This window comes from Polaribacter litoreus, assembly GCF_054584775.1.
In genome coordinates, this window is sequence record NZ_JBTLRD010000012.1 from 110,940 (window position 1) to 123,986 (window position 13,047).

8 protein-coding genes are annotated in these 13,047 nt (G+C 32.3%); 2 read left to right on the forward strand and 6 right to left on the reverse strand.

What is annotated here, in order from left to right:
• Window positions 1–22 precede the first annotated feature (22 nt).
• Window positions 23–745, reverse strand: a complete 723-nt coding sequence (gene recO / locus ACW9UN_RS11960; protein ID WP_459486525.1) for a DNA repair protein RecO — start codon at window positions 743–745, stop codon at window positions 23–25.
• Window positions 745–3,072 (reverse strand): type IX secretion system anionic LPS delivery protein PorZ, encoded by a 2,328-nt coding sequence (gene porZ / locus ACW9UN_RS11965; RefSeq protein ID WP_459486526.1) that lies wholly within the window; start codon window positions 3,070–3,072, stop codon window positions 745–747. The genes recO and porZ overlap by 1 nt, the downstream gene beginning before the upstream one ends.
• 86 nt (window positions 3,073–3,158) lie before the next feature.
• On the opposite strand from porZ, the gene ACW9UN_RS11970 reads away from it, so the two are divergent.
• Entirely contained in the window at window positions 3,159–3,635 is a 477-nt protein-coding gene (locus ACW9UN_RS11970; RefSeq protein WP_459486527.1) for a CYTH domain-containing protein, read from the forward strand.
• On the opposite strand, the gene trhA is transcribed toward ACW9UN_RS11970, so the two are convergent.
• Together trhA and ACW9UN_RS11980 are read right to left on the reverse strand one after the other, a co-directional pair.
• Window positions 3,630–4,268, reverse strand: coding sequence for a PAQR family membrane homeostasis protein TrhA (gene trhA, locus ACW9UN_RS11975; RefSeq protein WP_459486528.1), 639 nt, complete (start codon window positions 4,266–4,268; stop codon window positions 3,630–3,632). The genes ACW9UN_RS11970 and trhA overlap by 6 nt on opposite strands.
• Window positions 4,240–4,953: a lysophospholipid acyltransferase family protein gene (locus ACW9UN_RS11980; RefSeq protein WP_459486529.1), complete on the reverse strand. Its 714-nt coding sequence runs from the start codon at window positions 4,951–4,953 to the stop codon at window positions 4,240–4,242. The genes trhA and ACW9UN_RS11980 overlap by 29 nt, the downstream gene beginning before the upstream one ends.
• 199 nt (window positions 4,954–5,152) lie before the next feature.
• On the opposite strand from ACW9UN_RS11980, the gene trpS reads away from it, so the two are divergent.
• Window positions 5,153–6,121, forward strand: a complete 969-nt coding sequence (gene trpS / locus ACW9UN_RS11985) for a tryptophan--tRNA ligase (RefSeq protein WP_459486530.1) — start codon at window positions 5,153–5,155, stop codon at window positions 6,119–6,121.
• 70 nt (window positions 6,122–6,191) lie between these two features.
• Here trpS and ACW9UN_RS11990 read toward each other — a convergent pair whose 3' ends face one another.
• Together ACW9UN_RS11990 and ACW9UN_RS11995 are read right to left on the reverse strand one after the other, a co-directional pair.
• The gene (locus tag ACW9UN_RS11990) at window positions 6,192–6,686 is read right to left on the reverse strand and encodes a DUF1761 domain-containing protein (RefSeq protein WP_459486531.1); all 495 of its coding nucleotides are present in this window, start codon (window positions 6,684–6,686) and stop codon (window positions 6,192–6,194) included.
• Window positions 6,687–6,812: 126 nt separating this feature from the next.
• On the reverse strand, window positions 6,813–12,857 hold the full coding sequence (locus tag ACW9UN_RS11995) for an immunoglobulin-like domain-containing protein (protein WP_459486532.1): 6,045 nt from the start codon (window positions 12,855–12,857) through the stop codon (window positions 6,813–6,815).
• Window positions 12,858–13,047 lie beyond the last annotated feature (190 nt).

The following is a 13,047-nucleotide window of genomic DNA, read 5'->3' on the forward strand; positions in this document are numbered from 1 at the left end:
ACAAAAAAGAAATACTTCATCATCAACTAAAAACGGTTTCTAAAACTTGCAAGGATTTCGGCTCTCTAAAAGTCCCCAAATGTAACTTAAAATACCGAATTATGGTTTGCAAAACCAGTTGTCTTTCATCCTTACTGTAAGACACTTTATCAATAGCATCAAAATTTATGCCTAACAGCTTTTTAAATTGATAAAAATTATTGTGATGAATGACATTCTTATCTTGAATATCATCAGAAAAAACACCTTCTAAAAGGTTAAAGCCTGCTTTATTAGTTTGAGACATCTCTGGATAAAATCCTAAAAAACCAGTTAAATTCAATAAAAATAACAAATGAAAATTGGCAATTTTATCGTGCACATCTAACCAAATAAAAGCGGTTTCTAAATAACTGTATAATGTTTTATTCTGTTCTTCTTCTTGTATTGCACTCGTTAAAATTTCTGATAAAAAAAACACTACAGATTGCTTTACAATATCTGAATGTATGGTTTTATAAGGATGCATAACTTGTACATCTTTAATAGAATTTAACGAGTTTTTGTTATTGTGATTGGCAACTATTTTTAACTGAGTAAGAGGCTGAAAATAAGCAGCTTTTACACCCTTTTTTTTAGGCTTTAGCACACCTCTAATCAAATAGGTTTTTACACCATCTTCTTCTGTATAACATTTTACAATTAAGCTAGTGTCTCCATATTTTATTGCGCTTAATACAATTGCTTTCGTAGTTACAACAGCCATTAATTTACAATTGCAATTTTTGTGGTGGCTGTTTCTGTTGCATCATCATTAGACAATAAAACGATATAAATACCAGAAGCCACTTTATTACCAGCTAGATTTTTTTTGTTCCATACAACTTTACCCCCTTGTAATTCTTGCCCTTCTACAACATTGGTTTCGTAAACTAAATTACCTGCAACATCTAAAATTTTTACGTTAGTACCTTGAGGTAAATGTGTACCATTTCTACCATCTATAGTTACAGTTTCGTGGTTTTTTAAAGCAGGATTTGGATAGGCATACACCTCTGCCAATTCTTCTCCAAAAGGCGCAACATTACTATTGTAAGCTACAATTCCTTTATCTGTTGCAAAGTAAACTTTACCTGTACTATCATCTACTCTAATTTTTAAAATTCTGTTTGATGGTAAAGGAGAATTATCTGTGCTAAAATTTGCCAAAGTAGTTTGCCCAGAAGGATTTGTATATAAAACACCTCCACTATCTGTACCAAACCATTTATTATCTGCACCATCTACAAAAATGGTATTAATTCTTTGATCTCCTAACAAGCGCTCACCTACTCCATTTTCTTCTATAATAACCGGTTCTGCATTTAAAACATCCGCATCAAAAACAGAAGATGCATTTCTAAAAACAACCATTCCTGTTCTTGTACCCAGCCAAACTCTTCCGCTTTTATCAATAGCTACAGTTAACACATCTGTATCTGGTAAATTTCCTAAATTTTCTGTGGCAATTAAAGCTCTTTTTCTATTTCCAGTTTCATTAAATGCATACACACCATTTCTTCTAGTACCTATCCAAATGGTATTGTTACTACTTATAGCCATTTCGCTTAGACCAAAAGCAAAAACGGTTTGTATAGCACTAATATCGTAACTACTCCATTGCCCATTTGAGCTTAATTTCTTAAGCTCTTCATTTTGATTGATATTAGCTACCCATAAGTTACCTTGATTATCAAAAGCTGTAGCACTAACTCTAACAGTTACATAGTTTGGATTAGCTGATTCTATATCTACCAATGGACTATTTAAATGATTGTAAAACGTTTTTATTTCATCGTTCTCTACAACTAGCAAACCTCCTGTAGCAACTGAACTAACATTATTTGTAGCTCCAAAAGAACTGATATACACTTTATTATCGTGATTAGGATCTATAGAAACATAGTTTAAATCGGTTACAGGATAACTGGGATCATAAGGAGTATTAATCCAATTTTCTCCATTAAAATGACTAAAACCTTGTTTGATTTGTGAAGGTGCATATACTCCATTATACCCTCCATAAACCACCCAGAGATCATTGTTATTTACTTGTATCGAAAATACATTATTAGACAAAGGCCCTTCTGGATGAATTTCTTCGAAAGTAGTAGCCTGAGAAGAAGTGGTTTTTAAAATTCCGAATTCTTCTGTGGCTAAATAAATAGTTTCATCTACAAATAATGAATTAGATAAAGTAAAATCAAAATCTGTAGTCGTTGTAAAATTAGCTGTTTGGCTGTTAGATGTATCTAAAACAACTGCACTTTTGTTTAGTGTAACCGTTAAATGTGAGCTTGATGAATTTAATGCAATAATCGTCTGAAAAAAGTCTCTAACTTGTGTTAAAGTTCCATTATTGAATTGATATAATTTATTGCCCTCTGAAACATAGACTTGATTATTAAAAAAAGAAATATTGCTAAATTCACGACCAGCAAAATTTTGATTCCAGTTATTAAAATCAATCAATAAATTGTTACTAACATCCGCAGTAAAAACACCATCTTCTGTTGCTGCGTAAATGGTGTTATTTTCTACAAGAGTTTGATGAATCACTAACGATGTTGAGCTATTACCAATAAAAAAAGTATCACCAAATTCTAATTTTTCGATATTATATTCAACAATAGCAAAAGGTGTAGCTAAATATAAAATGTTACCAGATTCAGAAATATGGTTAATGCTCTTATTACCAGATTGATTAAAATTTACAATATCCGAAGAAATGGTAATGCTATCATCGCTATCAATTACTTCTACAAGTCCGTTTTCATAACCAATTATCAATCTATCGTAAGTAGCACTGTAATAAATTGCAGAAGTTGTTTCGCCAGACAAACCCCGAATTGATGAAAATTTCTCAATTTCTAAAGTTGTTTCGTTAAAAGTAAAAACGGCATTATCTGCTAAAGCATAGATGATATCATCAACTTTTACAAAGTCTTTTACATTATTATAAGAATAAAAATCTTCCCAAGAATCGCTATAATCTATTTGAGAAAAAACAGTAGAATACATAGATAAAAGAAGAAGAAAAATTACTTTTTTCATAAAACTGATTATATTACCAAAGATATTTAAATATTGTAAATTAACGTTAAAAAGAGCTACATTAGTACAAAATTGAAATAATTTTTATGAGTTTAGAAATAGAAAGAAAATTTTTGGTGATAAATGACGATTTTAAATCTGAAGCATATCAAAAAAAAATAATTAAACAAGGGTATTTAAATTCTGATAAAAACAGAACTGTTAGAGTTAGAATTTCTGATGACAAAGCATTTTTAACCATAAAAGGTAAAACAAATTTTTCTGGTACAACACGTTTTGAATGGGAAAAAGAAATTGATAAAAACGAAGCTGAAGAATTACTTTTGTTATGCGAACCTTCAATTATTGATAAAACTCGTTTTTTAGTAAAAAGCGATCATCATACTTATGAAATTGACGAATTTTATGGTGATAATGAAGGTTTAATTGTTGCAGAAATTGAATTAAATTCAGAAAATGAAACCTTTAAAAAACCTAGTTGGCTGGGCAAAGAAGTTACTGGAAACATCGAATATTACAACTCGAGTATCAGTAAAAATCCTTTTAAAAATTGGGTTTTATAAATTATAAATTGCCAAAAAATGACTAAAACTTCCTAACAATACAAAAAGATGAAAAATGGCATGGTTGTAGGGTATTTTTTTAATAGAATACAAAATTGCACCCACTGAATAAAACACTCCACCAGCCACTAAATATTGAAAATTCTCGGCAGAAATACTACTCATTAAAGGTTTTATAAAAAACATTACTTGCCAACCCATAAGCAAATACATTGCTGTTGAAATTTTATCGAATTTACCCGTAAAAAATAGTTTTAAAATGATGCCTGTTAGTGCAAATAGCCAAACAAATAAAAACATATACCAACCTAGTTTAGAATCTAAACCTACCAAACAAAAAGGAGAATAACTACCAGCAATTAAAACATAAATAGCTGCATGATCAAAAATATTTAAGCGTCTTCTTTTCTTCGGATGTTTTGCTGCATGGTAAAAAGTAGATGCTGCATACAAAATAATCATACTTAATCCATAAATGATAAAACTAGTTGGTTTCCAAAAATCATCAAAATTAAATGATTTTATCACCAAAAAAGGAAAAGCTACTACACTTAAAAACAAGCCAAAGCCGTGAGAAATTATATTCAATTTCTCTTCTTTACTGCTATATAAGTGATTTAAATTCTCGCTCATTATTAGGTCTATTTGTGTCTTTCATAAACTTTTTATCATTTATCAAATCGTTATACATTATGTTAAAAGTTTGCTCTTTTAAACTTTCTACATCTTTTTTTTCTAAATTTTTAGTTTCAATAAATTTATGTTGATGAATTCTAAAAACACCAGGACCGCCTTTAAAAAAATCCCAAGAAAAAAGTCGTTTACAATCGTAATAAATTTGTGGTACAATTGGCATTTTGTATTCTATTGCTAAACTAAAAGCACCTTTTTTAAAAGGAGCCAAAACTGTGTTTTCTGTAGGCACTAATCCTTCTGGAAAAATAGCCATACTTGTGCCATTTTGCAATTTCTTTTTTGCCAATTCAAATACTTGTTTTCTACTTTTAGGGTCGCTTCTATCAACCATAATTACAACTTTTTTATAAAAAAAACCGAAAATTGGAATCTTAACAAACTCTTTTTTACCTACAAAAACAATCGGATTTTTACTGAGAACCACCAACACAAAAGGATCCATTAACGACGTATGATTGGGGCAAAACATATAACTTTTGTCTCTTTCTATTACTTGATCGTTTTGTATTTTTAAACGAAAACCCATTCCGTAAATCAATACTTTAGACCAAATTCTAACCATTTTCCAAAAAGTAGGATAGTAAGATTCTTTTGCTGTTAATACAAACAAAAATGGGAGCATCAACAAAATTGTTATTACCATTAAAATGTAAAACCATGCTCGCCAAATTAATAGGAAAGGTGTTTTTAAATACTTCATAAACATCAAAAATACTAATATTCTTTTGTTTATTGATTTTATAAATCAAAACCTTATTTTTGCGCTCTTAAAGTGTTTTTTATAACACACTTTTTTAATTTTATCTTAAAATTATAAGTAAATGTCAAGAATTTTAACTGGAGTTCAAAGTACAGGAACACCGCATTTAGGAAATTTATTAGGCGCTATTTTACCCGCTATAAAAATGGCAAATAGTCCAGAAAATGAATCTTTTATTTTTATTGCAGATATGCATTCTTTAACGCAAATTAAAGATGGAGATTTATTAAGAGAAAACACGTATAGTGTTGCTGCTACTTGGCTTGCTTGTGGTTTAGATATTAACAAAACGATATTTTACAGACAAAGTGATATACCACAAGTAACAGAATTAACGTGGTATTTAAGCTGTTTTTTTCCGTATCAAAGATTAACTTTAGCTCACGGTTTTAAAGACAAAGCAGACAGACTTGCAGATGTAAATGCAGGTTTATTTACTTACCCAATGTTAATGGCTGCAGATATTTTATTATATGATGCAGAAATTGTACCTGTAGGTAAAGATCAATTGCAACATTTAGAAATGACTAGAGATGTTGCCAATCGTTTTAATAACATTGTTGGTAAAACATTAGTTGCACCAGAGGCTAAGATTCAAGAAAACACAAAATTAGTACCTGGTATTGATGGCGAAAAAATGAGTAAATCTAGAAATAACATTATTAATATTTTTTTAGCGGATAAAAAGCTAAGAAAACAAGTAATGTCTATTAAAACGGATAGCAAAGGTTTAGAAGAACCTAAAGACCCTGATACAGATAATGTTTTTGCGCTTTATAAATTATTAGCTTCTGATGATCAAATTGCTGAAATGAGAGCAAATTACGAAGGTGGAAATTATGGTTATGGACACGCAAAACAAGCTTTATACGAATTAATTCTTGATAAGTTTGCAACAATTAGAGAACGTTACCATCATTTTATGGAAAACAAAAATGAAATTGATGAAGCGTTAACTATTGGTGCAGAAAAAGCAACTTTGGTAGCCAACGATGTTTTAAAAAGAGTAAGAGAAAAAATAGGATATTAAATTATAGATCACCAACAAAAAATGCCGCTTTTAAGCGACATTTTTTATTTATGGTGAAAATCAATTGACTTTACATTGCCCATTTACAAACAATACCTCCCATAATTGCAAGAGTTATAATCCAATAACCTGCATTAATTGCTAAATATTTAAGAGATTTTTTTTCAAACACGGCAATGATTCCTAAAATTGGCATTATTAAGAAAAATCCATATATCATTCCGTGAAAAGCACCGTGTTTAAAAGTTCTAAAACGATCTCCATAAGTCGATATAAAGTTTTCAAAGTAAGAATACGCCTCACCTGTTTGTTCTGCAAATCCAGGTTCACCTGCTAAGGTTGAGTAAGCTCCCATTTGATGAATTGTCATAGGCATTAAAGCAAAAGCAACTAAAACGCTAAAAATATAGCAGATCACTAAAACCTTAACCATATTGGTATCTTTAAGTGATTCTTCAGTAAACCCCATTTCGCTCATCCAAGCTTTGCCAAATAAAGGGCCATACCAAATAGAGCCTAAAATCATTGGCACTAATGCCGCTAAAAAAAAGATGTAAAAATTCATTTCCATGATAAAAAGTTTTGGTTGGTTATCAAATATAGGGAATATGAATTAAAGAAATTGGCTCAAAACAAAAAACCCTGAAATATTCATTTTCAAGGTTTTACAATTTATTAATTTAAGAAAAATCTATCTAAAAATGATTTTAGAAATTCCATAATCATTTTCTGGTGATGTTACTTGTAATAGCATCATACCTGTTTTGACTTTAAAGTCGAAGTCTAGCTCGTTTTTACCAGCGTTTAACTGTACTTTCTGATTATAAATTACTTTACCAGTAACATCTGTTAAAGTTACAGTTGCTTCCGTATCTGTTTCACTGAATAACAATAAGCTCACATTGCCTTGAGATGGGTTTGGGTATGCCATAAACTCATTCTCAAAAGTCTCAATTTTCTGTACTATCTGATCTTCAACAGCAGTTTTTGTAAACTTCACATCAGAGATTTTCAAATCTAACGCTTTCGTTTGCGCCTCAACAGGTAAAAACGTAAAGGTTAACGTTGTTAAATCGTTAGCTTTTAACTTATCTTGTGTAGTACTAGAACTAAAAATATCAAAAGGTACATAATACGTTTGCTCTTCTTCTGAGAAATCTACCATTACTCGGTATTGTGCTTTCCAATCTTCGATAGAAGACTTGATTAAACCTAACTCCATTAAACCAGAACCTCTAGCTGTGAATGATACATAGTTGTAATCAGAATAATCTGCAGATAATGTACCAGGTAATAATGATTTGTATAATGTTAAGTAATCATAATTGCTTAAGGCCTTCACCTCAGGATTTCTGTTGATGGTATATTCATCATCTTGATAGGTTCTGTCAAAATCATTCCATACAAAGTAGTTCTTAATTTCTGTATAACGTTTGTCATAATCTAAGCCCCAGTTTCCATCTGCGTGATAGAAGGCATCTTGTACTTCATTACCTACTTTAATTAAAGCATCATACTCATAGCCATCAGCGATGTCTAATCGTAAGGCTTGTTGAATTTCTGTAGTTAACGCATTGTCTCTAAACTTGATGTTGTTCGCCGTTTCAGAATACAATTCTACCATAGATACTTCTGCTGTGTTTCCTTCTTGAGTACTTCTTAAAGCAACTACTAATTCGCCTTTTTCTCTGTAAATTTTAGAGGCATACGTTTCTGGGAATTTCTGTTTTTCTGTTTGTTTCACTGGAATGAAATCATTCAAGTTCTCTAAAATATCAGCCACCATTTTTTGCGTATCAGCTGGTGTTTTAGACCAAACTTGGAAGTTATACACATCATTAAACTTGGTATAATCATTTACATACCAGTTGGTCTGAATCGTGTATTTGCTATCGTTGTTGTTCTTAGCCGTTGCAAACGAGATGGCATATTCTACCACTCCATTTCTTTGTTTGATTCCTTGCATTAAGAAGTTATAGCCTCCTATGTACATTTTTTGAACATTTAGGATCTCAGCACCTCTTAATCGATCGCAAGATGCTTTGGTGTGATTGTATACTTTATCTGAAGTTTTAATACCTAAAACAACTCCTTTGGTTTCGCCATCTACAGCGAAATCTACAGACAATACTTCATCAGCAATGGTATAATCTAAAATATCAGTTGGCGATGTTACATTGGCAGTATTTCCAGCTACTAATTCTGTTGGAAACATACCTAACAACGTTTGCCCCTTGCCTTTATAAGGTTGTACAGATTTCATTTTCTGTTTATTGTAAACGTTTTCAGAAGTTTTTACGAACTCAGTTGGTACAGAGTTTTTCTTTCTACTTACATAAACTTTTGTGAGTGCATCTCCTAAAGATTCAGATTCTATTCCTCCTGCATTTCCTGAAGATACGCCACCACCTGAACCTCCTCCAGCTCCACTAGGGGTAGGATCGATATACGCAAAGTCTTGTTCTAAATTGTCTTCACCTGCAACTAAAGTTAAGGTACTTGTATTTGGTGAACTTACTCCATCTGCATCAAAGGTTGGAATTAAAGCTGCAATCGTTTTACCTGGAGGTAAACCATCTGTTATGGTGCTAACATCTACGGTAATGGTATAAACCCCTGCAACTAAATTATCGAATAAATATCCTCCATTAGCATCTGTTAGCACAGTAGAATCATCAGCTAAATTTCCAGGAGTACCAGGATCTAACGTTACTGTTGCTCTTTCAAATCTATATTCACCTGGATCTCTAATTCCATTTTGATTTAGGTCATACCATATTAAGTCTCCTATAGCACCATATTCAACTACTAATTCTGCAGAAGCTATTTCTTGAAGGCAGTTATTATTTGAATGCGTTAAAATAACAAAGTATTCATTTCCATCTAAATTTGATACATCACTAATCATTAAATTAGGAGTTTGTGTTCCAGAATAAACACCTGTATCATTTAGTAAAGTACCACCATTATTAGGATCTCCATTGTACCATTGGAACGCTATATTTAGATCTGCATTTCCTAGTGTTCCATACACAGGATTACCAGCGACATAGCTTGTTGCAAACTCAGCAGAACCCACCACACTAAAGGTTGCAGATTGTCCTTCAGCTATCGTTTGATTTGTTGGTTGTGAAGTAATTTCCATTTGATGAGCCACTATTTCATTACCAGTAGTACCATTATAACCAGCAGTACCTCCTGTTACTAGACCATCACCATCAAAACCTGTTCCGTCTAAAACACCATCATTATTTGCATCAATTCCTCCAGATTCTAAAACATCTAAACAACCATCGTTATCTGAATCTAAATCTAAAGAGTTAAGCATGCCATCGTTATCAGTATCTAAAGAACAGTTTATGGGAGATATACTTATAGCGTCGAATAAATAATCATTTCCATTACTATTAGGGCCTCTTTTAATTTGGATTTTTATAATTGCAACCCCAGAAGCATTGGTTTGAAATAAAATGGTATCGTATTCCCATTCGCCGAAAGCAAGCCCAATTTCTCCTTCTAAAGTGGCAACATCTACATTATTATTTAATATTTTTACTTGGCCCTTAATATCTTGTGGATCATTGCTTCTACCCCATATCATGTTTGCTAATGAAAGATTATAATCTTCATTTGGATTACCATTTACAGTAAATTCATATACCGTTAAGAAATCGTTACCTGGACCTGCTTGGATCCCAATAATTTCTCCTGAATCTGTGGCACCTGTTTCGTAGTCTGTAACGGTACCACCAAAACTTGTTTGAAAGCAAAGATCATTCGGAGCACCTATTTTATATTGTGAACTCGTACCAAACCACATTCCATTACCCGCTAATGTACAACCAGAAGCTTCCGTAAATTCATTTGGAAATTGTGCTGTATTTAAGCCTATGTTTTGTTGACATTCATTTACATCTAAAATACCATCATTATCATCATCTAAATCACATTCGTTGTTAATACCATCTGCATCTGGATCATTTGCTGTTGGAGTGCCTACGATTGCACCATCTGTACATGGGTTACTAATTACAGTTAACGTTGCTGAATTGATTTGTTCTATACAATTATTAGATGCATGTGTTGTAACTACGTAATATACTGTTCCATCTAAACCTGTAACATCCAAAATGTTTAAGGTAGCTGTATCAAAATCAGTGTAATTGACATCTGTACCATCTATTAGAATTCCTCCATTATTTGGATTTCCAATATACCACTGGTACATAATTGTAGCAGTAAGATCTATGGCAGCTGTATCTGTATAATCTGGTACTGTGTTTGGAGCCACACCAGTAAATGCAGTTGTACTTGTAGCTGATGCATCAACAGTAAAAGAAGTAGGATTACCAAAAATTATATCTTGATTTGAAGGGGCTGTATTTATAGTTAGTGCTGTAGCCACTGTTTCATTTCCAGTAACGCCATTGTACCCATCTGTTCCTCCTGTTACTAAACCATCACCATCAAAACCTGTACCATCTAATACGCCATCATTATTTGCATCAATTCCTCCTGATTCTGAAACATCAAAACAACCATCATTATCTGAATCCTTGTCTAGGCTATTTATAATACCATCATTATCAGTATCTATGCAAGTACCATCAGTAGGAATTATAGAAACATCATCAATTGAAAAGTCATTACCTGCTGATTCAAATGATAGGTTTTCTACTTTAACTATGTAATCTTCTGCTCCAGCTGGTGTAAACGTCATTGCTAGTTCTTCCCATGAAATTGTTCTTTTGTCTAAAGAACTTGCTGTTGCTATATCAGTATTATCTGAAACTCTAATTACAGAAATTTTTAACTGATAACCTTGCCCAACAGGTGCATTATATGCAGAGGCATGCCAAATAGAAAATGAATATTCCTTTGCTTCTAACGATAATACTTCTGTATAAAAAGTACCAAGAGTTGTAGATCCATTTACAGCAAGGTATGCATCATCTGCATCTCCTGTAGTATGACCTGGATAACTCCAAAGGGCACCACCTGGAAACCAAGTCCCTTGAGTACTTTGACTTTCTTGGCTGATCACTGCATATTGAGCTGCCCCCGTGTTTGTAGGTGCAACATAATTATAGTTTCCACCTGGTGCTGATTGCAAGTCACGATAATTATTTGTTGTTCCAAATGTTCCTGAAAATTCGCTTCTAGCAAGAGAACTTCCACACTCTTCAGTATCTAAAATACCATCGTTGTCATCATCTAAATCACACACATCACCAATAGTATCATTGTCTGTATCTAATTGATCTGCATTGGCTATGGTAGGGCAAATGTCTGTTGCATCTGGCACACCATCTCCATCAGTGTCTGGTGAAATAACATTTACAGTTCTTATAACTTCTGTTGCTGGATTACCTGCTGTATCTACTACATTGTAAGTAACTGTATAAGATCCTACAACATTTGTATTTACATTTGAATCATCTATTACAATATTGTTTGATATATCTCCATCTGTATCGTCATTGGCAGTTGCATCTAATTCTGTGTAAGTTGTACCTAAAACTATGGTTTGCGGATTGTTTCCTATTAAGGTTATTATTGGGGGTATATTGTCTACTTTAAAAAAATAGACAGCGCCTGAATCTGTTCCAATATCATCTTTAAATGGTGTACCAATAATTACATTATCACCAGAAATAGAAACTGATCTGCTAAATTCATCGCCATTTTGGATATCTGAAGAAATTAAAATATCTTCCTCTAACCAAACACTACCATCGTAATTAAATACTGTTGCATAACCAGAACCGCCTGTAGAAACACCTACAATTACTTTATTTGATTTTATGTCTACAGAATACCCAAAGTTATCTGCTGTTAAAGGTTGAGATGATAGTAGTTTTGTATTCTCTAACCAATTCACACCATTATAATTATATATATATGCAGAACCTGCATCAGATTGTACATCATCATTATGATGTGCTCCAATTATTAAATTATTTCCGTCAATAGCAACTGATCTTCCAAACAAATCACCTTGACTTGCATCTGATGCTGTTAGCTTTTGAGATTGAGACCAAATTAAACCATCATAATTAAAAATATAACCAGAACCAGAAGAAGTTCCATCATCATCATTTAGATATGCTCCTATAATAGCGTTGTTACCACTAATCCCTACAGCATAACCAAAATAATCACCTGATGCACCATCAGATGCAGTTAATTTAACCTCATCTCCCCAAGTAACTCCATTAAAACTATAAATATAAGCCGCACCTGATTGACTTCCATTTTCATCATCCCAAAAAGCACCAACAATAACCTTATCATTTGTTATATCTACAGAATTTCCAAACAATTTGCTACCATCTGATGGCAATAATTTAGCTTCTTGAATCCAATTTATCCCATCATTTGCAAAAATATAGGCAGCACCCGAGCTTCCTTTTCCGTTTGCACCAACAATAATTTTATTTCCATAAATTGCAACTGATTTTCCAAAACTATCACCTGATGCTGCATCTAACGCATCTAAATCAGTTTTCTGAATCCAATTTGCACCATCAAATTCAAAAACATAGGCAGATCCACCAGTACCTTGTCCATTTGCACCTATTACAGCCAAATTTCCATCAATTGCAACTGATATTCCAAAACTATCACCTGATGCCGTATCTGATGCTAGAGACTTTAAAATCTCGTTCCAATTTTGGGATTGTGTACTAATTGCTGTGAACAGCATAAGACAAATTAAAAGTAATTTTTTAATCATAATTCTTAAATTTTTGGTTATTACTACTCCAAACTAAATCAATGATTTTTTGAGTTATTTTTCATTGAATTAATTAAAATATAACAGTACTTTACATATTTTATTAATCTTTACTGAATATTAAAACCAACTAAAAATTTTGTCGTTAAAAAAATTTGGAAAGCAAACAAAAATAAGACCTGGTTTCCAT

Bases quoted from the DNA above. Each gene is read 5' to 3' on its own strand.
- recO (WP_459486525.1), bottom strand. From the start codon at position 745: ATGGCTGTTGTAACTACGAAAGCAATTGTATTAAGCGCAATAAAATAT.
- porZ (WP_459486526.1), bottom strand. From the start codon at position 3,072: ATGAAAAAAGTAATTTTTCTTCTTCTTTTATCTATGTATTCTACTGTT.
- ACW9UN_RS11970 (WP_459486527.1), top strand. From the start codon at position 3,159: ATGAGTTTAGAAATAGAAAGAAAATTTTTGGTGATAAATGACGATTTT.
- ACW9UN_RS11980 (WP_459486529.1), bottom strand. From the start codon at position 4,953: ATGCTCCCATTTTTGTTTGTATTAACAGCAAAAGAATCTTACTATCCT.
- trpS (WP_459486530.1), top strand. From the start codon at position 5,153: ATGTCAAGAATTTTAACTGGAGTTCAAAGTACAGGAACACCGCATTTA.
- ACW9UN_RS11995 (WP_459486532.1), bottom strand. From the start codon at position 12,857: ATGATTAAAAAATTACTTTTAATTTGTCTTATGCTGTTCACAGCAATT.
- ACW9UN_RS11990 (WP_459486531.1), bottom strand. From the start codon at position 6,686: ATGAATTTTTACATCTTTTTTTTAGCGGCATTAGTGCCAATGATTTTA.
- trhA (WP_459486528.1), bottom strand. From the start codon at position 4,268: ATGAGCGAGAATTTAAATCACTTATATAGCAGTAAAGAAGAGAAATTG.